The sequence below is a fragment of the Periweissella fabalis genome, assembly GCF_012396505.1.
Classification (GTDB): domain Bacteria; phylum Bacillota; class Bacilli; order Lactobacillales; family Lactobacillaceae; genus Periweissella; species Periweissella fabalis.
In genome coordinates, this window is the sequence record NZ_JAAXPN010000010.1 from 21,303 (window position 1) to 43,897 (window position 22,595).

25 protein-coding genes, 1 other RNA gene and 2 other annotated features are annotated in these 22,595 nt (G+C 36.6%); of the genes, 22 read left to right on the forward strand and 4 right to left on the reverse strand.

Annotation, left to right across the window (positions count from 1 at the left end):
* The first annotated feature begins 84 nt into the window (after nucleotides 1-84).
* The 13 genes from gltX to rplL all read left to right on the forward strand — a co-directional run bounded on the left by gltX (nucleotide 85) and on the right by rplL (nucleotide 10,267).
* Nucleotides 85-1,581 (forward strand): glutamate--tRNA ligase, encoded by a 1,497-nt coding sequence (gene gltX, locus HF964_RS08405; protein WP_168722606.1) that lies wholly within the window; start codon nucleotides 85-87, stop codon nucleotides 1,579-1,581.
* 155 nt (nucleotides 1,582-1,736) lie between these two features.
* Nucleotides 1,737-3,158 (forward strand): cysteine--tRNA ligase, encoded by a 1,422-nt coding sequence (gene cysS, locus HF964_RS08410; RefSeq protein ID WP_168722607.1) that lies wholly within the window; start codon nucleotides 1,737-1,739, stop codon nucleotides 3,156-3,158.
* Between the two features lie 2 nt (nucleotides 3,159-3,160).
* The gene (locus tag HF964_RS08415; protein WP_168722667.1) at nucleotides 3,161-3,571 is read left to right on the forward strand and encodes a Mini-ribonuclease 3; all 411 of its coding nucleotides are present in this window, start codon (nucleotides 3,161-3,163) and stop codon (nucleotides 3,569-3,571) included.
* Nucleotides 3,561-4,442 (forward strand): 23S rRNA (guanosine(2251)-2'-O)-methyltransferase RlmB, encoded by an 882-nt coding sequence (gene rlmB, locus HF964_RS08420; protein ID WP_168722608.1) that lies wholly within the window; start codon nucleotides 3,561-3,563, stop codon nucleotides 4,440-4,442. Before HF964_RS08415 ends, rlmB begins: the two co-directional genes overlap by 11 nt.
* 186 nt (nucleotides 4,443-4,628) lie before the next feature.
* A complete protein-coding gene (locus HF964_RS08425; protein WP_168722609.1) occupies nucleotides 4,629-5,213 on the forward strand; it encodes an RNA polymerase sigma factor in 585 nt (194 codons plus the stop codon).
* A gap of 68 nt (nucleotides 5,214-5,281) precedes the next feature.
* Nucleotides 5,282-5,431, forward strand: a complete 150-nt coding sequence (rpmG, locus tag HF964_RS08430; RefSeq protein WP_168722610.1) for a 50S ribosomal protein L33 — start codon at nucleotides 5,282-5,284, stop codon at nucleotides 5,429-5,431.
* Between the two features lie 15 nt (nucleotides 5,432-5,446).
* Nucleotides 5,447-5,617, forward strand: coding sequence for a preprotein translocase subunit SecE (secE, locus tag HF964_RS08435; protein ID WP_168722611.1), 171 nt, complete (start codon nucleotides 5,447-5,449; stop codon nucleotides 5,615-5,617).
* A gap of 117 nt (nucleotides 5,618-5,734) precedes the next feature.
* Nucleotides 5,735-6,289, forward strand: a complete 555-nt coding sequence (gene nusG, locus HF964_RS08440) for a transcription termination/antitermination protein NusG (RefSeq protein ID WP_168722612.1) — start codon at nucleotides 5,735-5,737, stop codon at nucleotides 6,287-6,289.
* A 142-nt stretch (nucleotides 6,290-6,431) separates the two neighbouring features.
* Nucleotides 6,432-7,781, forward strand: coding sequence for an MATE family efflux transporter (locus HF964_RS08445; protein ID WP_168722613.1), 1,350 nt, complete (start codon nucleotides 6,432-6,434; stop codon nucleotides 7,779-7,781).
* 140 nt (nucleotides 7,782-7,921) lie between these two features.
* Nucleotides 7,922-8,347 carry a 50S ribosomal protein L11 gene (rplK, locus tag HF964_RS08450; RefSeq protein WP_168722614.1) on the forward strand — a complete coding sequence of 142 codons (426 nt, stop codon included), beginning with the start codon at nucleotides 7,922-7,924 and terminating at the stop codon, nucleotides 8,345-8,347.
* Between the two features lie 97 nt (nucleotides 8,348-8,444).
* Complete coding sequence (gene rplA / locus HF964_RS08455) at nucleotides 8,445-9,137, forward strand: 50S ribosomal protein L1 (protein WP_168722615.1); 693 nt, start codon at nucleotides 8,445-8,447, stop codon at nucleotides 9,135-9,137.
* Between the two features lie 59 nt (nucleotides 9,138-9,196).
* Nucleotides 9,197-9,328, forward strand: a sequence feature (ribosomal protein L10 leader region).
* 26 nt (nucleotides 9,329-9,354) lie between these two features.
* Nucleotides 9,355-9,861: a 50S ribosomal protein L10 gene (gene rplJ, locus HF964_RS08460; protein ID WP_168722616.1), complete on the forward strand. Its 507-nt coding sequence runs from the start codon at nucleotides 9,355-9,357 to the stop codon at nucleotides 9,859-9,861.
* A gap of 40 nt (nucleotides 9,862-9,901) precedes the next feature.
* Complete coding sequence (gene rplL, locus HF964_RS08465; protein ID WP_168722617.1) at nucleotides 9,902-10,267, forward strand: 50S ribosomal protein L7/L12; 366 nt, start codon at nucleotides 9,902-9,904, stop codon at nucleotides 10,265-10,267.
* Nucleotides 10,268-10,576: 309 nt separating this feature from the next.
* Here the strand turns inward: rplL and nrdF are convergent, their stop codons facing one another.
* From nrdF to nrdH, 3 genes are all read right to left on the reverse strand, one after another.
* Complete coding sequence (nrdF, locus tag HF964_RS08470; protein WP_168722618.1) at nucleotides 10,577-11,530, reverse strand: class 1b ribonucleoside-diphosphate reductase subunit beta; 954 nt, start codon at nucleotides 11,528-11,530, stop codon at nucleotides 10,577-10,579.
* A gap of 159 nt (nucleotides 11,531-11,689) precedes the next feature.
* Nucleotides 11,690-13,855 (reverse strand): class 1b ribonucleoside-diphosphate reductase subunit alpha, encoded by a 2,166-nt coding sequence (gene nrdE / locus HF964_RS08475; protein ID WP_168722619.1) that lies wholly within the window; start codon nucleotides 13,853-13,855, stop codon nucleotides 11,690-11,692.
* Nucleotides 13,856-13,983: 128 nt separating this feature from the next.
* Nucleotides 13,984-14,211 carry a glutaredoxin-like protein NrdH gene (gene nrdH, locus HF964_RS08480; protein WP_168722620.1) on the reverse strand — a complete coding sequence of 76 codons (228 nt, stop codon included), beginning with the start codon at nucleotides 14,209-14,211 and terminating at the stop codon, nucleotides 13,984-13,986.
* Between the two features lie 210 nt (nucleotides 14,212-14,421).
* On the opposite strand from nrdH, the gene HF964_RS08485 reads away from it, so the two are divergent.
* The 9 genes from HF964_RS08485 (at nucleotide 14,422) to tyrS (ending at nucleotide 21,218) form a co-directional block, all read left to right on the forward strand.
* Nucleotides 14,422-15,027, forward strand: a complete 606-nt coding sequence (locus HF964_RS08485; protein WP_168722621.1) for a class I SAM-dependent methyltransferase — start codon at nucleotides 14,422-14,424, stop codon at nucleotides 15,025-15,027.
* A gap of 12 nt (nucleotides 15,028-15,039) precedes the next feature.
* A complete protein-coding gene (tadA, locus tag HF964_RS08490) occupies nucleotides 15,040-15,558 on the forward strand; it encodes a tRNA adenosine(34) deaminase TadA (RefSeq protein WP_168722622.1) in 519 nt (172 codons plus the stop codon).
* 30 nt (nucleotides 15,559-15,588) lie between these two features.
* Nucleotides 15,589-15,674: signal recognition particle sRNA small type (gene ffs, locus HF964_RS08495), an RNA gene on the forward strand.
* Nucleotides 15,675-15,801: 127 nt separating this feature from the next.
* On the forward strand, nucleotides 15,802-17,661 hold the full coding sequence (dnaX, locus tag HF964_RS08500) for a DNA polymerase III subunit gamma/tau (RefSeq protein ID WP_168722623.1): 1,860 nt from the start codon (nucleotides 15,802-15,804) through the stop codon (nucleotides 17,659-17,661).
* 26 nt (nucleotides 17,662-17,687) lie between these two features.
* Nucleotides 17,688-17,993: a YbaB/EbfC family nucleoid-associated protein gene (locus HF964_RS08505; protein ID WP_168722624.1), complete on the forward strand. Its 306-nt coding sequence runs from the start codon at nucleotides 17,688-17,690 to the stop codon at nucleotides 17,991-17,993.
* 23 nt (nucleotides 17,994-18,016) lie between these two features.
* Nucleotides 18,017-18,616 (forward strand): recombination mediator RecR, encoded by a 600-nt coding sequence (recR, locus tag HF964_RS08510; RefSeq protein WP_168722625.1) that lies wholly within the window; start codon nucleotides 18,017-18,019, stop codon nucleotides 18,614-18,616.
* Nucleotides 18,613-18,873: a YaaL family protein gene (locus tag HF964_RS08515; protein WP_168722626.1), complete on the forward strand. Its 261-nt coding sequence runs from the start codon at nucleotides 18,613-18,615 to the stop codon at nucleotides 18,871-18,873. The genes recR and HF964_RS08515 overlap by 4 nt, the downstream gene beginning before the upstream one ends.
* Nucleotides 18,874-18,886: 13 nt before the next feature.
* On the forward strand, nucleotides 18,887-19,705 hold the full coding sequence (locus HF964_RS08520; RefSeq protein WP_168722627.1) for a DNA/RNA non-specific endonuclease: 819 nt from the start codon (nucleotides 18,887-18,889) through the stop codon (nucleotides 19,703-19,705).
* Nucleotides 19,706-19,717: 12 nt separating this feature from the next.
* Nucleotides 19,718-19,910, forward strand: a binding site (T-box leader).
* A gap of 54 nt (nucleotides 19,911-19,964) precedes the next feature.
* Nucleotides 19,965-21,218, forward strand: coding sequence for a tyrosine--tRNA ligase (gene tyrS / locus HF964_RS08525; protein ID WP_168722628.1), 1,254 nt, complete (start codon nucleotides 19,965-19,967; stop codon nucleotides 21,216-21,218).
* 268 nt (nucleotides 21,219-21,486) lie between these two features.
* Here tyrS and HF964_RS08530 read toward each other — a convergent pair whose 3' ends face one another.
* Nucleotides 21,487-22,374 (reverse strand): LysR family transcriptional regulator, encoded by an 888-nt coding sequence (locus tag HF964_RS08530; protein ID WP_168722629.1) that lies wholly within the window; start codon nucleotides 22,372-22,374, stop codon nucleotides 21,487-21,489.
* Nucleotides 22,375-22,595 lie beyond the last annotated feature (221 nt).

The window sequence follows — 22,595 nt, forward strand, 5'->3', positions numbered from 1 at the left end:
AAGCTGAGATACTTTAAAAATAGGCATTTTTGGTGTATTATCACAAGTGCATAAAAAAATGAAAAAATGAAAGAGGCTAACACATTGGCAAATAAGAAGCTTCGGGTGCGGTATGCACCAAGTCCAACAGGGCATTTACACATTGGTAACGCTCGTACGGCATTATTCAACTATCTCTACGCACGTCACAATAAAGGTAAATTTATTATCCGAATTGAGGATACTGATTTAAAACGTAATATTGCTGATGGTGAACGTAGTCAATTGGAAAATTTAAAATGGCTTGGGATGGACTGGGATGAAGGTCCTGATAAGCCAGGTGAGTATGGGCCATATCGTCAATCAGAACGGATGGAAATTTATAAACCATTAATTCAAGATTTATTAGATCGTGGTCTTGCTTATGAATCTTACAAAACTGAAGAAGAATTAGCTGCTGAACGTGAACGCCAGATTGAAAATGGTGAAACACCACGCTATGAATATGAATTCGCTGGTATGACTGATGAAGAACGCGAAGCAAAAATTGCAGAAGCAAAAGCGGCTGGTTTAGAACCTGTTGTACGTTTTAAGGTTCCAGTTGGTAAAGTTTACAAGTGGAATGATATTGTTAAAGGTGAAATCGAAATTGGTGCTGAACAAGTTGGTGGTGATTGGGTTATCCAAAAGCGTGATGGGATGCCAACTTATAATTTTGCCGTAGTTGTTGATGATCACATGATGGAAATATCACATGTTCTTCGTGGAGATGATCATATTTCAAATACTCCTAAGCAATTAATGATTTATGAAGCTTTTGATTGGGATGCTCCACAATTTGGCCACATGACATTAATTATTAATACTGAGACTGGGCGTAAATTGTCAAAACGTGATGAATCAATCTTACAATTTATTGAACAATATCGTGAACTTGGTTACTTACCAGAAGCTTTATTGAACTTTATTGTGTTACTTGGTTGGTCACCAGTTGGTGAAGAAGAAATCTTTACCTTAAATCAATTTGTTAAGATGTTTGATGAAAAACGCTTATCAAAGAGTCCAGCTAAGTTTGATGCTAAAAAACTTGAATGGGTTAATAATCAATGGTTGAAGAAAGTTCCAACTAGCGATATTTTCCCATCAATCTTACATCAACTAGTAGCTGGTGGAATGGTCGAACAAGCTGAATTAACACCAGAAAAGTTGACGTGGTTATTTAAGATGACAGAACTTTATAAGGATCAAATGTCATTTACTAACCAAATTAACGAATTTTCTAAAGATGTATTTTTCGATATGCCAGCTGAACTTGATGCTGCAGCAAAGGAAGAAATTGCTGATACAGAAGACGTTATTAAAGTGCTTGAAAGCTTTAAAGCCCAAGTTGAAAAACTTGAATTCTTCGTAGCTGCTTCAATCTCACCAGCTATTAAGGCGGTACAAAAAGAAACTGGAATTAAGGGACGTAAGCTCTTTATGCCAATTCGAATTGCTGCCTCACATGAAACACATGGTCCGGCTTTACCAGAAGTACTTGAATTACTTGGTAAAGAAAAGGTTATTGCCAATGTGACAGCTTTAATCGAAAAATTAAAGTAATAATTTAAATGAACATGAAAAATCCTAATGGTGATAGCACTATTAGGATTTTTGCGTTAAAGATTACTTTAGATGAACTAAGCGGCCGTACTGATTTTATGCTATGATATAACTTATTAAATTACGAAATGGGAATGAATGAGGAGTAAGACACTATGATTCATGTTTTTAATACGATGACCCGTACAAAGGAATTATTTAAGCCACTTCAAGCTGGAATTGTAAATATGTATGTGTGTGGTCCAACCGTCTATAACTACATTCATATTGGTAATGCCCGCTCAGCAATTGCATTTGATACGATTCGTCGCTATTTTGAATACGCTGGTTATCAAGTTAATTATGTTTCAAATTTTACTGATGTTGATGATAAAATTATCAAAGCTGCACGTACAGCAGGAATTTCTGAGCATGAATTAACAACTAAATTTGAACAAGCTTTCATTGAAGATACATTGCCACTTAATATTAAGCCCGCAACAGTACGTCCATTAGCAACAGAGCATATTAATGAAATTATCAAGTTTGTAGCTGATTTAATTACGCAAGGGTATGCATATGTAGCTAAAGGAGATGTTTATTTTCGTGCACGTAAATTTCCTGATTATGGCCATCTAGCACATCAAAATATTGATGACTTAGAAATTGGAGCTTCAGAACGACTTGATGATGGTGAATTAGCCCGTAAAGAAGATCCAGTTGATTTTGCAGTATGGAAAGGAGCTAATCCTGATGAAGCCATTACATGGGATTCACCTTGGGGACCTGGTCGACCTGGTTGGCATATTGAATGTTCAGTAATGGCAATTAAGTATTTAGGTGATACAATTGATATTCATGGTGGCGGTCAGGATTTAGCTTTTCCACACCATACAAATGAAATTGCTCAATCAGAGGCACATACCGGTAAAAAATTTGCGAATTATTGGTTGCATAATGGTTTTGTAACAGTTGGTGATGATAATGAAAAAATGTCAAAATCACTTGGTAATTTTGTAACAGTCCACGATTTATTAAATGAAGTAGAGCCACAGGCATTACGATTAATGATGGCAACGACCCATTATCGGCGACCATTAGCATATACTAAAACTGCAATTGCCGAAGCCACTCAGGTTGTTAAACGCCTGCAAACAGCTTATACAAACTTGGATTTTCGCTTGCAACAAGATGATGCTAGTCCAGTTGAGGATAGTAATTTGGCAGCACAAGTTACGGCATTTAAATTAAAGTTTATGCAAGCTATGGATGATGATTTTAACGTAGCTAACGCAATGACAGTAATTAATGATTTTACAACTGCTTTAAATGTCTATGCGAAAGCAACAAATGTTAGTAGCTTAACTGGTCACGATGCATTGCGTGAATTTGCAGCTGAGGTTATGGTACTTGGTGTCAATGTTCAACCTAGTCTAGATGAAGAGAATACTAAATGGATTGATGAAAAGGTTGCAACTCGTGATGCTGCTAAAAAAGCTAAAGATTACGCACAAGCAGATATGATTCGGGCAGAATTAAAAGCACAAGGTATCATATTAGAAGATACCGCACAAGGAACTCGATGGAAGAAAGAATAAAAATGGGAAACTACCAACAAATGAATGGGATTGCATTAGCTTATATGGGTGATGCAGTTTATGAAATTTATATTCGGCAACATTTATTAGCTAAAGGTATGGTTAAGCCAACACATTTGCACCATACCGCAACACGTTATGTTTCAGCTAAAGCACACGCAGCATTATATCGATTGATGGAAGCTGATGATCTTTTGACAGATGAAGAAAAACAGTATTTTTTACGTGGCCGAAACGCTAAATCACATACAGGTGCTAAAAATACTGATATTGTGAGTTACCGGATTTCAACCGGTGTAGAAGCATTATTTGGTTATCTATATTTAAGTAATCAAACGGCACGAATTGAACAATTAGCTGCTTGGTGTATTGAGCAAGTTGAATCAGGAAGGACAAAAGTAAATGCAAAATAACAATGACTACCGTGGAGGACGCAAGCCAAAACGACGGGCACCACAACGAGAACAAGATAATGGACGTCCGCGTAATACCAAGCGGCCAGAACGAACTAATGGGAAGCCAGATGACAAGTTAACTGTAGCACCATTAGGGGACTTTGTTATTGGACGTCATCCAGCAGTTGAAGCTTTGAAGTCAACGGAACAGACAATTAACAAAGTGTGGCTGCAAGATGGTATTCATAGCGACGCAATTAGTGAGGTGCTTGCGTTAGCTAAAGAACGTGGACTTGTTGTTCAAAATGCACCTAAGAGTAAGTTAGATGAATTAAGTGATGGCCAAAATCACCAAGGAGTTGTTTTATCAATTTCAGCTTTTGAATATGCACAATTGGATGATTTATTTGCTAAAGCTGCCGAAAAAGATGAAGCACCATTTTTCTTGATTCTCGATTCAATTGAAGATCCCCATAATTTAGGCTCAATTATGCGGACAGCAGATGCGGCTGGGGCACATGGAATTATTATTCCAAAACGACGAGCTGTTCAATTAACGGCAACAGTCGCTAAAACTTCAACTGGTGCGATTGAACACGTGCCAGTTGTACGAGTAACAAACCTTGTGAATACAGTTAAAGAACTTAAAGAACGTGGTCTATGGATTTTTGGTACAGATATGAATGGTACTGATTATCGACGCTGGGATGCTAATGGCCCAGTTGCATTAATTATTGGTAATGAAGGTCGCGGTGTAGCACCATTATTAAAACAAAATGTTGATGAGATGCTAACTATCCCAATGATTGGCCATGTTCAATCATTAAATGCATCAGTAGCTGCTTCATTATTAATCTATCAAGGTTTTAGTTCACGACACAAAATATAATTAAAATTATATTTTTCATTATATTTGCTTTTTTAAATTCTATTTAATTTAGTGAAAAGCAAGTGATAGCAAGTTTTTAGGCTGGTAGGTTATGTACTAATTATTGAAAACGTACAAATGTTCGATTTTGTAAATCTGCGATATTGATTATCTTAATGTTATTAAATGTTAGGAGGAATATTAAGGATGACAGAATATATCGAAGTTGATTTGCTAACACTTATTGAGCAAGCACAAAAGGGTGACGAAGATGCTTTTGGACGAATCTGTGCCCAGTTTCGCCCGTTGTACTTAGCGCAATGGGTTAAGTTTCGTAACTTAAAAATTGAAAAAGATGATTGGTTCCAAGAGATGCAAATGATTACATATAAATGTGTGTTGTCGTTTAAAACTCGCGAATTTAAGCGCTCATTTGGTAATTATTTACGTTGTGCAATTAATTTTCGGTGTATTGATGAATGGCGCCGTCAAAAAGCTAAGCTGCGCGACTTAGATAAAATAGCTGGTGTTTATACAACTGTTATACCTTTTGAGGATGGAGTCACACGCTATGGTACAGCACAAGACTTATTGCTTGTTCGTGAGGCAGTCGAACAATTCACCAATGGTCAACTTACTAGTAGAGAGCGGTATGTTTTAAATGAATTAGTTGGATTAGTACAAGTTGTAGATTATCAAAATGTTACTAAAACTGATAATCAAGCTAATCGCCGGATGTTAACTCGTTCAAGAGCACACCTAAGAAAAAAGCTTGAAGAATTGCTCGAATAGTGATAGCCTATTGAGAGAATTGTTTACCCGTTATCGTCATTAGTGGGTAAATTTGGAGGTTTCAAATTATGGCACAAAAGAAAATCGCCCTTGCATGTAGTGTCTGTGCTTCACGGAACTACACCATTGCGGCAAATCCTAACCGAACAGAACGTTTAGAAGTTAAAAAGTTTTGCAAGTTCTGTGGTGAACACACATTGCACCGCGAAACTCGCTAATTATTGGAGAGAAAAATGAAATTTTTGAAAAGTGTTATCCACGAAATGAAAATCGTTACTTGGCCAACCGCAAAAGAAAATCGGCGTGACTCAATTACTGTTATCGCCACTGCAATTTTCTTTGCCCTTTTCTTAGGTGGCATCGACTGGTTGATTCAAACTGGTTTAGCATTATTATCTAAGTAAATTTCATTGGCTCATGGAAACATGATTTGCTATAATTAGTACAGTTACAGAAAACTTCGTTTGCAACGAAGTTTTTTTTGTTGAAAAATTTATACCGACCGCTACGAGGAGAAAACAATGGATTCAATTGAAAAACAATGGTACGTATTACATACGTATTCAGGATATGAAAATAAGGTTAAAAATAATCTTGAATCACGTACTGAAACAATGAATATGACAGACTATATTTACCGTGTAGTCGTGCCTGAAAACGAAGTTACCACTGTTAAAGATGGTGAAGAAAAAACAATTATCGAAAATGATTTTCCAGGATACGTTTTAGTTGAAATGGTTATGAGTGATGAAGCTTGGTTCGTTGTTCGTAACACTCCTGGAGTAACTGGTTTCGTTGGTTCACACGGTGGTGGTTCAAAACCAACACCATTATTGCCAGATGAAGTTGAGAACTTGATGAGTCGTATGGGTATTACAGCCCGCCGTGAAGAAAAGCTTGAGCTTGAACTCGGCGAAACAATTAACATTGTTGCTGGTCCATTTGCAGGCATGCAAGGAATCGTAACCGCATTGGATGAAGAAAAGCAACAGTTAAGCGTTAATGTAGAATTGTTTGGTCGTGAAACACCAACTGAACTTGCCTATGATGACGTAGATAAACTTGAAGAAGTTTAATTTATTATTTACGAAGTAGTACTTTAATAAATTAAAGTAGTTGCAACAACCAATAAAGGTCGGTAGATTCGTTGAATTTGCTGATCTTTTTTATATTATTTTGTAGTTTTATGGTTATATTTAACATATAGAGGATAAATAGATGGATTTAACAAACGGATCATCATTAAAAAAAATTATGCTTTTTACAATTCCTTTGTTAATTGGGAATTTTTTTCAACAAATGTATAGTTTCTCAGATACATTAGTTGTTGGACGAACACTAGGTGAAAATGCTCTAGGTGCAGTAGGATCTACTGGTAGTTTACAATTTTTAGTTTTAGGTTTTGCTAACGGTTTAACAGTCGGACTGGCAATTATAACGGCTCAAAAGTTTGGTGCTAAGGATATTGCCGGTGTTAAACGCAGTTTTGCGATGAGTATTTTAATTACCGCAGCAACCTCAGTTGTAGTAACTATCTTAGCTTTAGGCTTTTTACCACAAATTTTACACTTAATGCAAACACCTAAAGTATTATATGACGATACATATGCGTTTATTTTTGTAATTTTTGCAGGTATTTTTACACAAATGGCATACAATTTACTTGCAAATATTTATCGAGCGGTCGGTAATTCAGTTATTCCATTAGTATTTTTGATTTTTGGACAAGTTTTAAATGTTATTCTCGAACTTTGGTTTATCTTAGGCTTTCATATGGGGGTAGCCGGTGCGGGATATGCAACTGGCATTGCACAATTAGCATCAGCAATTTTATTAATTATGTGGATTCCTCGTCATTTACCAGAGTTGGCTTTAACAAAAGCTGATTTTAAACTTACTAAATTTGATTTTGTTGAACATGCGCGCATTGCTTATCCAGTAGCATTCCAGACATCAATTATTGCGATTGGTTCAGTTATTTTACAAATGTCACTTAATATTTTAGGACCTAAAGCAGTTACAGCTACAACTGCCGCTTCAAAGATCGATCAATTTGCCGTTCTAATATTTATCTCACTAGGAACAACGATGGCCACATATACAGCACAAAACTACGGGGCCAAAGAGTTTAAACGTATCTTAGATGGTACTAAATATATTATGATTGCTGGGTTAGTGTCAGCAATAGTATTTGGAGCAATTGAAATTATTTTTGCCGATCCAATGATTGGCTGGTTTATCGATCCTAAAGGAAATGAAGAGATTTTTGCAATGGCTCGTAATTACTTCCAAGTAGTTGGAACTACCTACATGATATTGGCCGTATTATTTGTTGTTCGAAATGTTTTACAAGGGTCAGGAAATAGTTTAGTTCCAACCTTAGCCGGAATTGGGGAATTAATTGCCCGTGTCTTTGCTGGTTTAGTATTAGCACCACATTGGGGTTATTTTGGAGCAATGCTTGCTAATCCTCTTGCTTGGACAGCATCGGTGTTAATTATGCTTTGGCCATGTGTAAAATTCATTAGTGAACTAAGAAAATTAAATCTAATGAAGCATACAGCATAATAAATTTAAATAAATCAAATTTTATACTTGAAATTAAAATTATGTGGTGGTACTATACCATAGTATGCTTGTTATAGTATATGTGGGAGGAGAAATCTTATCTCCATTCATACCACAACACGAAACGGAGGTAATGTATCGTGGCTAAAAAAGTCGTAACAGTTGTTAAGTTACAAATTCCTGCCGCTAAGGCAACTCCAGCTCCACCAGTGGGTCCTGCCCTTGGTCAAGCTGGTATCAATATTATGGGGTTCGCAAAAGAATTTAATGCTCGTACTGCTGATCAAGCAGGTATGATCATCCCTGTTGTTATCTCAGTATATGAAGATCGTTCATTTGACTTCATCACTAAGACTCCACCAGCTGCAGTTCTTCTTAAGAAGGCTGCTGGTGTTGAAAAGGGTTCAGGAGAACCTAACACTAAGAAGGTTGCAACGGTTACTAAGGCACAAGTCCAAGAAATCGCTGAAACTAAGATGCAAGACCTAAACGCCGCTTCTATTGAAGCAGCAATGCGCATGGTTGAAGGTACTGCACGTTCAATGGGATTCGTTGTTGAAGATTAATCTATAACGAACAGTCGGATCGCGTATGAAAATACGCAAGATCAAGCGGGAGGTGGCGACGCCGTTTGACCGCATTTGCAAGGAGGAATAGCTAAAAATGGCTAAGAAACATGGTAAGAAATATGTTGCTGCTCTTGAAAAGGTAGACCAAACTAAGGACTACACTTTATCAGAAGCGGTTGCATTAGTTAAAGAAATCGATTTTGCTGGTTTCGACGCAACAGTTGAAATTGCTTTCAACTTGAACGTTGATACTCGTCAAGCTGATCAACAATTACGTGGTGCCGTAGTTTTACCTAATGGTACTGGTAAAGATCAAACTGTAGTTGTGTTCGCCAAGGGTGACAAAGCTAAGGAAGCCGAAGCTGCCGGTGCTGATGTTGTTGGTGACATGGACTTAATCCAACGTATCCAAGATGGTTGGTTGGACTTTGACGTAGCAATTGCTACGCCAGACATGATGGCTCAAGTTGGTCGTATTGGTCGTGCCCTTGGTCCTAAAGGTTTGATGCCAAACCCTAAGACTGGTACGGTTACTATGGACGTTACTAAAGCCGTTCAAGAATCAAAAGCTGGTAAGGTAACTTACCGTACTGACCGTGACGGTAACGTTTCTGTTCCTGTTGGTAAAGTATCATTTGATGATGCTGCTCTTGTAGGAAACTTGAAGACTATTGCTGAAACTGTTGTACGTGCTCGTCCAGCAGCTGTTAAGGGAACTTACGTGAAGCACGTATCAATCGCTTCTACTTTTGGTCCATCAGTTAACGTTGCTGTTGACTCATTGTAATCAATTATTTTAAATAATTGATTGACCTTTGGCAGGATTATTGGTATCATATTGTAGTTAATTAAATACGATTTCTACCTAAGACTCAGGAGGCATCAGCCTTAATAGTTAAATCCTGCCGAGGAAGTTTACAACGACTTTATTTCCCTCGGTTAAACTTCGGTTTAGACGAGGGATTTTCTTTTGAGAAATCAAAATAAATAAGGAGGTAAAAAACATGAGTGAAGCAACCATCGCCGCTAAAGCGGCTGAAGTTGAAGCAGTTGCCGCTAAGTTTAACGAATCAGTATCTGCTGTTGTCGTTGACGTTCGTGGTTTAACTGTTGAACAATCAACTGAATTACGTAAGCAACTTCGTGAAGAAAACATTGAATTGAAGGTTATCAAGAACAAGATCTTGACACGCGCAGCCGAATCAGCCGACCTTGGAGGTTTAAACGACCTTTTTGTTGGACCATCAGCTGTTGCCTTTTCTAAGGAAGATGTTATCGCCCCAGCGCGTATCTTGAAGAAGTTTGCTGATTCAGTTGAAGCCCTTGAAATCAAGGGTGGTGTTATCGAAGGTAACATTGCTTCTGTTGAAGAAATCAACAAGTTTGCTGCATTGCCAAGTCGTGAAGGCTTGTTGTCAATGTTGCTTTCAACATTACAAGCACCTGTTCGTAACTTTGCATACGCTGTTAAAGCAGTTTCAGATGCAAAAGACGAAGAACCTGCTGCTTAATTAATTTAAATTAAAAACAAAAATTTTGGAGGATTTTACAATGGCTTTAAACAAAGACGTTATTATCGAAGAACTTAAAAACGCTACTATCTTGGAACTTGCTGACCTTGTTTCAGCAATCGAAGAAGAATTTGGTGTTTCTGCTGCTGCTCCTGTAGCTGCTGCTGGTGCTGCTGGTGCCGATGCTGCTGCTAAGACTGAATTTGATGTTGAATTGACTTCAGCTGGTTCAGCTAAGATCAAGGTTATCAAGGCAGTTCGTGAAGCAACTGGTCTTGGCTTGAAAGAAGCTAAGGACTTGGTTGATGGTGCTCCATCAATCGTTAAGGAAGGCTTGTCAGAAGCCGATGCTGCTGAATTAGTTGCTAAGCTTGAAGAAGCTGGTGCATCTGCAGCTGCTAAGTAATTTTAAATTACAAAGTATAAAAGAGTTAGTAAGGTTATCCTTGCTAACTCTTTTTTTGTGCACTTCGAATTGGGTATAATCAAATGATACAAGCTATCTGCTCTTTATAAGCTTGTTTATACTAATTAAAATAATAATCTAAGTTATTGTACTTAAACTGTGCAAATAGCTTCTAATAGAGGCGGCTATGCATTATTTAAAGATATACCTGTATAATAAAACACCCCAAAAGTTAGACCAAAAAAGGTCAACTTTTGGGGTGCATATTAAAATAGAACTTCTATGACAGCTCTTTTTAGCTAATTATCTTTAAATGTCATAATCATTATCATCCATAACTTCAACTTGACCAAGGCGGTAACCATTACCGACTTGTGAGAAGAAGTCATGATTTGAAGTTGAAGTTGAAATACCATTCATAACAACAGGACTAACATCATCTGCTGTATCTGGGAACAATGGATCTTGTCCTAAGTTCATCAAGGCTTTATTAGCATTATAACGTAAGAAAGTGAGCACTGAATCAGTCCAACCAACACCATCATATAATTCATGTGTGTATTTTTCTTCGTTTTCATATAATTCATACAATAAATCATACATCCAAGCTTTAATTTCCGCTTGCTCATCAGCGTTTAATTCATTAAATGCTACTTGGAATTTGTAACCAATATATGTGCCATGAACAGATTCATCACGCAAAATTAATTTAATAATTTCTGCCACATTAATTAGTTTATTGTGGCCTAAATAATAGAGTGGCGTATAGAAACCAGAATAGAATAGGAATGTTTCTAAGAATACTGATGCAATTTTCTTTTGTAATGGGGTACCTGTTTGATAAATATTATTAATACGTTGGGCCTTGTATTGTAAAAACTCGTTAGTATTAGTCCATTCAAATATTGCTTCAATTTCTTTAGGGGCATTCAATGTTTCAAAGATTGAAGAATATGATTTAGCATGTACTGATTCCATAAATTCAATATTATTTAAAACAGCTTCTTCATGTTGAGTACGAATATCTTCTTTAAGTGCTGACATTCCGTCTTGCGATTGAACGGTATCAAGCAGCGTTAAACCACCAAAAACTAAGCCAACAAGATCTTTTTCTTGTTGATCCATTTGACGCCAATCGTCGAGATCATTTGATAATGGAATTCGGGTATCTAACCAAAATTGTTCAGTTAATTTTTCCCAAGTTGCTTTATCGATAGCATCTTCAATGTTATTCCAATTAATTGCGATGTATTCTTTTGCCATTAGATATTCTTCTCCGTTGTTAATTGATTCACTAAATTTTAGCCCGGGTTTTAGACAATGTCAACCGCACCAAAATTTAAGAAAATAAGTGAGGTGTTACAAAAAAGATATGAATTACGAATTTATCGCAATTCATATCTTCATCTTTGAGTTATGCAATTAAATTGAACAGCTTACACATTCATTAACACCAGCTTCAGTGTCATCGTCGGTAAATGTTCGAACATAGTAAACTGATTTACAACCACGCTTATAAGCATAGTTACGTAAGATATTTAAATCACGAGTTGTCATCTTATCAGTCCGACCGTTCTTCCATTCATATAAACCTTCAGGTAAAGTAGCACGCATAAAGAGCGTTAATGCCATTCCTTGGTCAATATGTTGTTGTGCTGTTGCGTAGATATCAATAACTTTACGCATGTCAGTATCGTAAGCAGAAACATAGTAAGGAATAGTATCATCAGCCAAGTATGGAGCTGGATAGTAAATCTTACCAATTTTCTTTTCTTGACGTTCTTCAATACGGTTTACAATTGGGTGCAATGATGAAGTTGCATCGTTAATGTATGAAATTGATCCGGTAGGGGCAACTGCCATACGATTACGGTTATATAGACCATATTGCTTAACGTCAGCAGCAAGTTGACGCCAATCCTCGGCCGTTGGAATATGATGATTGGCAAAAAGTGCGGCAACTTTTTCTGATTTAGGTTGCCAATCGCCATTAATATATTTCTCAAAGTATGACCCATCAGCGTATTTTGATAATTCAAAATCCTTAAAGGTTTCTTTTCGTTCACGAGCAATCTTGTTTGATGATACTAAAGTATAGTAGTTAACCATCATAAAGAAAACGTTTGTGAAGTCCATTGAATCTTCATCACCATACATTATATGACTCTTAGCCAAGTATCCGTGAAGGCCCATGGCACCTAGACCAACTGCATGTGCTTCATCGTTACCCTTACGAATTGATGGGACGATGTCAAGTTTTGACATATCTGAAACAAATGAAAGTGCCCGCATCATGCTGTCAATTGATTGACCAAAATCTGTGGTTTCCATCATATTGGCAATATTAATAGAACCTAAGTTACATGAAACATCAGTTCCAAGATGATCATACATTTGTTTATCATTAATTTTTGATGGCTCTTGAATTTGAAGAATTTCAGAACACAAATTAGACGAAACAATTTTACCAGCTACTGCGCTATCACGATTAGCCATATCAATGTTGATAATGTATGGGTAACCTGATTCTTGTTGTAATTTAGAAATTTCAGTTTCAAGATCACGTGCATTAATCTTGTATTTAGTAATTTCAGGATTAGCAACTAAATTATCATATTCAGCTGTAATATCAACATAGTTAAATGGGGTACCGTATGCACGCTCAACATCATATGGTGAGAAAGTATACATTGGTTCGTTAGCCTTAGCTAATTCATAAAATTTATCAGGAATTGTTAAACCTAATGAAAGAGTTTTAACACGAATCTTTTCATCAGCATTTTCTTTCTTAGTTGCCAAGAAACTCATAATATCAGGGTGGAAGACATTTAAATAAACAACTCCAGCCCCTTGACGTTGGCCAAGTTGATTTGAGTAAGAAAATGAATCTTCCAGCAATTTCATGACAGGTACAACCCCAGAGGCGGCATTAGCGATTCCTTTAATGGGCGCACCAGCTTCACGTAAGTTAGAAAGATTCATTCCAACACCACCACCAATTCGTGAAAGTTGAAGTGCTGAATTAATAACTCGACCAATTGAATTCATATCATCAGTTGATTGAATAACAAAACATGAAACTAGTTCTCCACGGCGTGACTTACCGGCATTTAAAAATGAAGGGGTAGCAGGTTGGTAGCGTTGGTGAATCATTTCGTCAGCTAAGTGCATAGCCAATTCTTCGTTTCCATCACCATAAAAAAGCGCATTAATGGCCACTCGATCAGTATAACTTTCTAGATAAGTTGTATTATCATTTGTTTTTAAAGCATATTGGGCATAGAATTTGTAAGCGGCCATAAATGACTTGAATTGAAAATCTTGCTCTAAAAGATAATCATATAATTTCTCGATGAAACTAAAATCATATTTAGCAACAAATCCTGGTTCAAGGAAATCGTTGTCAAGTAAGTAGTCAAAACGGTCACGAAGGGTTGCAAACTTCATGGTATTTGGTTCAACATTTTCAGCAAAAAAAGCTACTAAAGCTTCGTGATCCTTTTCTAATTGGATTCGATTATTTTTTGGAATATTAATTTGATTATTTAAATCAAAATATGTGACGTCTTTTAAGTCTTTTAAACTCATGTGTAGGCTCCCCTTAAATTTTTAGATGACGATTAAGCTAGCGTGTATGTACTTTAAAAATAAAAAACAACACCCTGTTGTTTTTTGAAACAAGATGTTGCCTTAGCACGCGACTTTTAATTGAATAATTAGGCTAATTGTTGCAAAGCATCTGGACGGAAGCCAGCGATTGAATCAATATTAGCACCTTCAACAACAGGTACTGATTGAAAGCCTTGAGCTTTTAAATAGTCGACATATTCTGGGTTTGTGCTGACATTTTTTTCTTCAAATGCGATGCCACGAGCTTCTAAGAAACGTTTTGTCATCTTGCATTGGATGCAGTTATCTTTAGTAAATACAGTTAATTTATTCATATTATAATACCCCTGTCCCTTTTTATTTCATCGATTAGTATAACAATATGTAGTGGCCGGTGCAATAAAAAAAACTATATATAGTGTACTGTGGGAAATAAATTGTTTATTTGCCTTAGAGTAGCAAAGAGAAAAAATTTATAAAAGGGTGTAAAAGTTTTTACTTAACAGTTATTATTATAGAGAAGCAAAATGAAGGGGGCCATGCCCATGAATAATCACTACTACACTGAGAACCCAGATATTGTCCACGATGAAAAAACGTGGCCATTTATTTTATTAAATAACGAGATTAAGTTTACCACGGATAATGGTGTCTTTTCAAAGCAAACGGTTGATTATGGGACACGTGTTATGCTCGAAGCATTTCGTGAAGACCACGCTCCGGCTGGAAAAATTCTTGATTTAGGTACTGGTTATGGACCAGTAGGAATCGCACTAGCCTTAGCATATCCAAACCGTAAAGTTGATATGGTTGATGTCAACAACTTAGCTTTAAGTTTAGCACAACGTAATGCAACAACGAATCAAGTTACGGAACAAGTTAAAGTATTTCATTCTAATGTGTATGAAGACGTAACTGATCAATATGCTGCTATTTTAACCAATCCACCTGTACGAGCAGGTAAAGAAGTTGTCCAAGCAATGATTGCCAAATCAATACAATATTTAGTAGTTGGTGGGACTTTAACCGTTGTCTTACAAAAAAAGCAAGGTGCACCATCAGCCAAAAAATTAATGGAAGAAGTTTTTGGTAATTGCGAAATTATTCGTAAAGATAAGGGCTACTATATTTTAGAAGCCGTTAAAGCCTAGAGGATAAATAGCATGCAAGAATTAACAATTGAAGAACAGCAAAATTATATGCGAGCGGCCTTAAAAGAAGCGAGTAAAGCTAAGGCAATTGGCGAAGTACCCATCGGGGCTGTAATTGTTCATAACGGTGAGATTATTGGTCGGGGCTTTAACTTGCGCGAACATACACAAGATGCAACCGTCCATGCTGAAATTATGGCAATTCAAGAAGCTAATCGGCGCTTAAAGTCATGGCGCTTAGAGGATTGCCAGATGTTTGTGACATTAGAACCTTGTCCAATGTGTGCTGGTGCCATTATTAACTCACGAATTCCACAACTTTATTTTGGAGCACGTGATCCTAAAGCAGGGGTCGTAGGAAGTTTACATAACTTGTTAACTGATGAACGTTTTAATCATCAAGTTGAAGTTCATGAACGAGTACTAGCTAAGGAATCGGGTGAATTGTTACAAAAGTTTTTCCGTGATATTCGAGCACAACAAAAAGCTCGTAAAAAAGCAATTAAAGCACAACAGACAAAAGATGCTTGAAGTTTATTGTTATAACATGTATAATTATAACCTGTAAGGCAAGGTTGTACTTCGAACCGGGTCAGGTCTGGAAGGAAGCAGCCCTAAGAATGCTGCAATTTGTGCTTTACATACATAGCTTAGGAAACGAGGTCAGAAATGGCCTCGTTTTTTTTATCTAAAATTGTGGTTATAAATCAGCGATAGGTGTTTTTAATGTGGTAATATTGATAGAGTATTATGAAATCAGCGGGAGGTAAACAAATGGCTTATCAAGCACTATATCGGGTGTGGCGTCCACAGAAATTTAGCGATATGGTAGGACAGGAAATTATCACTAAAACATTGAAAAATGCCATTATTACGGGACAAACGAGCCATGCGTATTTGTTTACTGGGCCACGTGGGACAGGTAAAACATCGGCGGCTAAAATTTTTGCGAAGGCGTTAAATTGTTTGAATTTGCAAGATGGTGAACCATGTAACGAATGTATCAATTGCCAAGCGATTAATAATGGATCTTTAAATGATGTAATTGAGATTGATGCTGCTTCAAATAATGGAGTTGAAGAAATTCGTGATATTCGTGATAAAGTTAAATATGCTCCAACTCAAGCACCATTTAAGGTCTATATCATTGATGAGGTGCATATGTTATCAACAGGGGCCTTTAATGCTTTATTAAAAACATTAGAAGAGCCACCTACACAAGTCGTTTTTATTCTGGCAACAACTGAACCACATAAAATACCATTGACGATTATCTCACGTACGCAACGTTTTGATTTTCGTCGAATTGGAACCACTGGTAGTATTACGCGTATGGAGTATATTTTGGAGCAAAAAGGCTACCAATATGAAGCTCCAGCCTTAAAGGTGATTGCCAATGCCGCTGAAGGTGGAATGCGCGATGCTTTAAGTATTTTGGATCAAACGTTATCGTTTGGGGATGATCAAGTAACATTAGCTAATGCTTTGTTAGTGACTGGGGCAGTGAAGCAAAGCTTATTAAATGAGTATGTCACAGCAGTATTAGCTGAAGATGTACCAACTAGCTTACAAGTATTAGAATCAATTTTACAAGAAGGAAAAGATGCACATCGCTTTATTGAGGATTTGATTAGTTATATTCGTGATTTATTATTAGCTAATCAAGCACCAGATATGGTGACAGTTACACCGGATGAAGTTTTTGTAACACTTAGTAAGCAAGTAACACCTGATTATGCATATAATGTAATTAATGTACTAAATGATGTCCAACAACAATTAAGATTTACAACACATCCGGATGTCTATTTAGAAGTATTGACTGTAAAGTTAGCAAGTCTTAATCTGCAAACAGACACGCTAGTAGTACCAGCATCGACTAAAACAAAACCGCAAGTGGATAAGCCAAACATATCCACTGCAGTGGCAGCCAAAATAGAGCAACCTAGTGATGAAGCGGCAATTACAGCTAATAAGCAACACGTATCAGCTGCTAAAACAGCTGATAGTCAACCATTAGTGGCACCGCCAATCGAAGCTGCTCGTAATATTCCGATTAGTAGCGGTCCGATTGCACCAGTAGCTAAAAACACTTTGACTGGGAAAGTAGCCTTTGACGGGCAAAGTGTTTTTGATATTTTACATGTGGCAACAAAAGCTGCTTTAAGAGCAATCGAAGATAACTATGCGGATTTGCTTAATATGCTAAGTGTAGTTGAAATGGCAAAATTAAATCAAGCTAAGCCAGTAGCTGCTAGTCCTAATGGAATTGTATTGGCTTTTAATCAACCATATATTCATCGGTTAGCACAGCAAGATGAAACGCTCCAAAATAATATTTTGCAGAATTTAAATCGGCTAACTGGTGAGACACCAATGGTGGTTTTGATTACTGATGATCAATGGAATCAGCTACGAAATAGCTATGTAAATCAGTACAAAGAAAAGATTGCGTTTACAGATATGACTGTACCACAACTTTCAGAATTAGCAGTGGAAACCCAACCACCTGTTGATAAACCAGTAAGTATGGCAGTTGAGATACCAAGTGAACCTGTAAAAATAGATGAACCTGAGCTGATTACACAAGCCAAAGCTTTATTTGGTGATATTGTAACAATTGAAAATAATTAATTAATGAAAGAACGAGGAATGATAATATGATGGGTGGAAATATGCAAGGCATGATGAAGCAAATGCAAAAGATGCAAAAGCAAATGCAAGCAGAGCAAGCAGAGTTGGAAGCAACTGAATTTGTAGGAGTTGCACCAAGTGATCTAGTAAAAGTTACTTTTACAGGTGATCGAAAGTTAAAAGACGTTGTGGTAGCCCCAGCAATTGTTGACCCAGAGGATGTTGATACGTTACAAGATATGTTAGTAGTTGCTATTAATGACGCTATGACAAAAATTGACGAACAAACTGCACAAACTATGGGTAAATATACCCGTGGTTTAGGATTTTAAATAATTTTTTAAAGGAGAGTTTGATGCAATATCCAGAACCAATCGCCCAATTAATAGAAAGCTATATGAAATTGCCGGGGATTGGACAAAAATCAGCCACTCGCCTAGCATTTTATACCCTTGGTATGGATGAGGAGGATGTGACTGGTTTTGCCCAAGCTCTCATTGCTGCCAAGCGTGATTTACAGTTTTGCAGTGTATGTGGTAATATCACAGAAGCTGATCCATGCGTTATCTGTCAAGATCCTAGTCGAGATCAAACTACTATTTTAGTAGTTGAACAATCTAAAGATGTCATGTCAATGGAAAATACTCGTGAATATCACGGATTGTATCATGTTTTACATGGTGTCCTTTCACCGATGGATGGTAAGGGACCGGATGATATTAACATTGCTAGCTTAATCAAACGGCTCCAAGAAAATGAAGTCATTACTGAAGTAATTGTGGCAACTAACGCGAATGCCGAGGGTGAAGCTACGGCAATGTATCTGGCAAGAATGTTAAAGCCGGCAGGAATTAAAGTAACTCGATTAGCACATGGCTTAGCAGTGGGAAGTGATATTGATTATGCCGATGAAATGACCTTGATTAAGGCTGTTGAGGGGAGAACTGAGCTATGAAGCGTCTAAGTAAGAAAAGAGAACCGTTAACTCATTTGGCATACGATGGTATGCTAATGGATCAAGTTGATGAAGCAAAAATCGACTGGAATTTAGCTAAAGCTTCTGAACAAGCTATGACGGAAAGCAATTACGATGGTCGGTTAATTCAAGCACAGACTGCATTAGCAAAACAAAAATTTTTTTATTATTATCGTGAAGCACGGCGGCGCCAAATTAAAGGCCGCATCCAACGAAGTGTTTTTACGATTGATTAAATAGGAGAATCAAATGGCCTCAAAAAAGCAAGTACCTCAATCGGGCTTTATATCAATTATTGGCTTAATTATCTTAGTGGCATTGGCAGCAAGTTGGTTTACAGGTAGTTCCACTAGTAATAAACACCAGCAATATAATGCTAATACGGCAACATCAAAAGCTATTCGAGATAGTCAACATTCGGTATCACAGCCGGCAACTACAGCATCCCAAAAAGGCCAACCAGATACTAATCAAGCACAAACTGGGTTAGCACAACTAAATTTTAATGGCCAACAAATTATTCAAGTTAACAATGGCCAACCGAACTTTACGGCAGAACAATTAAACACGACACATGGTGCGTGGGCAACTTATCAGCCATTGGATAATTTAGGAAGAGCAACTGGGGCAAGCGCATTATTAAATAAAAGTTTGATGCCGCATGCTAAGCGACAACGATTAACTGTTAATCCAACAGGATTTAAAAATCGTAAAGTACCAATTAATGGGCATATTGAATGGTTATATAATCGGTCACATTTAATTGGTTATCAGTTTACTGGTCAAAATAATAACTTACAAAACTTAGTGACTGGGACGCGATCATTAAATGATCCGGGAATGTCTTATTATGAAAATATGGTTGCAAGTTACCTAAAGAGTCACCCAAATGATTATGTTCGTTATCAAGTCACTCCTTATTATCGAGCTCAAGAATTGGTCCCACGTGGAGTTCAAATGCAAGCTGAATCAATTGGTAGTCAAACAATTCGTTTTAACTTGTACATCTTTAATGTTCAATCGGGCGTAAATATTAACTATCAAAATGGCTACTCAAGTACTAACTAACATGTTAAAATAATTTAAGCAATGATATAGACAAAGTAGTGAATAGATATCTGATTCAGAAAGTTAGTGGTTGTTGTGAACTAACCAGTATTTATTTAACGAAGTTACATCTATGGAGCACAAACGATTCGTCTCGTTATCGACGCCTAAGGCTACATAAGCGTAGTAAATTAAGGTGGTACCACGGAATTAATTCGTCCTTAAGTGTATATTCTTCATACACTTGAGGACTTTTTTTATGGAAAAAAGGAGAACTCAAATGGAAATTTTTGCTGATTTAAAATGGCGCGGGGCCATTAACCAATTAACAGATGAAGAAGGCTTACAAGAGCTTTTAAATGAAAAACAAGTCGGTATGTACGCGGGGATTGACCCAACTGCAGATTCAATGCATATTGGGCACTTAATCCCCTTTATGGTGTTAAAACGTTTCCAATTAGCTGGTCACAAACCAGTGATTGTAATTGGTGGTGGAACCGGTTCAATTGGTGATCCATCAGGCCGAAACTCAGAACGGGTTTTACAGACGATGGAACAAGTTATGCATAATGAGGAAGCTTTGACTGCTCAAATGGTACACTTATTTGGTACAGAAAACTTCCGTGTGGTAAATAACCGTGATTGGTTAGGTAAGATTAGTTTGCTTGATTTCTTGCGTATTTACGGTAAGTTATTTTCAGTTAATACGATGTTAGCCAAAGATGTCGTGGCTTCACGTTTAGAAACTGGAATTTCATTTACAGAATTTACTTACCAAATCTTGCAATCAGTTGATTTCCTTGAACTATTCAAACGAGAAGAAGTCCAATTACAAGTTGGTGGTGCTGACCAATGGGGTAACATCACTGCCGGAATTGACTTGATTCACCGGATGGAAGGTAATGATGCGAAGGCCTATGGTTTAACAATTCCATTAATGCTTAAATCTGATGGAACTAAATTTGGTAAAACTGTTGGTGGTGCAGTATGGTTAGATGCTAAAAAGACATCACCATATGAATTCTATCAGTTCTGGTTTAATCAAGAAGACGCAGATGTTATTAAATATTTGAAATACTTTACATTCTTATCAAAAGAAGAAATTGAAACACTCGAAGTAGCAACTAAAGAAAATCCGCGTGCTCGGGCAGCACAACGTAAGCTTGCTCAAGAAGTGACTCGCTTTGTACATTCACAAGCAGCCGTTGATGAAGCTGAACGAATTTCAGCAGCGTTATTCTCAGGTGATGTTCAAGATTTAACAGCAACTGAAATTGCCCAAGGATTTGCTAATATGCCATCATTTGAATTAACTAGTGAAGTTAAAAATATCGTAGACTTCATTGTTGATGCTGGTGTTGATAGTTCAAAACGTCAAGCACGTGAAGATGTAACCAATGGAGCAATTCGAATTAATGGGCAACAAATTACGGATGTTGCAGCAATGATTGATCCGAGTGCAATGTATGATGGTAAATTTGTGATTGTTCGGCGTGGTAAGAAGAAGTATTTCTTAGGACGCGTTCATGATTAATTTACTAAAACACGCTTAAAAAGGTCAAATATATTCTAAATGTACACTAAAAGTAGCTGTGGTATAACTAAAAATTAGTAGTAGTTCACTTATAGAATGTCTGACAAAAGGCAGATGCTAGCATAAAACTAGAAAATCCCGACTGAATTTTTAAAATTTAGTCGGGATTTTCTAGTTTTATACCTTATCGATGAGTCTTTTGTCACACTATCTTTTTTCGCGAAATTCTACTTGGTAGTGACATCTGCTACAATACCATTCAATTGCATTAAATACCTCTTAAATTTTTGTTTAAGAGGATTAAAATATTTTTCTGAGCCGGAGTTAAGACATGTGCCGTACGATATGCAATACTAGTTATAAACTCAGGTTGATCATCATCTAGTAAATCAAGAGCGACAATATCATTTCTTTGATCATTAGTAATACTAGCTAAAAAAGAAATGCCTAAGTTAGCTGCAACCATGTTAAGGACTAAATTAACATCTGTGGAGCGGAAAATAGGGTTTAAGCGCATATGATTACGATTGGCGAGTTTATTTATTGCTTGAGTATGGACAAATCCTTCACTTAGTAATATAAAAGGTAAGCCTTTTAAATCTGCAAAATGAATGGCCTGCCTATTAGCTAGAGGGTGATTTTTTGCGACAAATATTTGGAAAGGATGGCGATCGAATTCTTGGGTAATTAATGATTTATATGATAATGGCTCATCTGAACCAAGTAAGGCAATATCAATTTTACCGTGCAATAATGCTTTACGTAAATCATTTGAACCACTTTCAATTGTTTGAATATTGTGCAATAAATCTAACGAACTGAGTTGGCTAGCAATTTTCGTAAAATAGTAGTTGCGAATAATTGGTGGTAGGCCTAATGTAATTTGATCATTATTTAGGCGACTTATTTCATCTTTAGTTACTAACCATTCATTTAATATCTGATTGGCATGTTTATTTAATTGTTCACCAGCCAAAGTAATATAAAGATCGTTATGTGAATGGTCGCGTATAACTAATTGGGTTGAAAGTTCCTCTTCTAAACGTTTAATAGCAGCACTGATGGTTGGTTGACTAACATTAAAAAAAGCGGCAACTTTTGAAAAGTTTTTTTGCAAGATTAATTGCTGATAATATTCTAGGTCACGAATATACATGGTTACTCCTTGCTATGACTGTTATTTAAATGATGATATAAAAATCATTTATAGCTCATATTTAATTTGACTATACCATTATAAAAGCATTATATTAGATGACAATGAATAGTTATATAAGAAAATATGTTTAAAAATTTGTTGCATCTTTAAAAACATTTAATTGTTTTTATCACTCTGAGTACAGTGACAATTACGCTGTCAATAAAATTTTAATTACT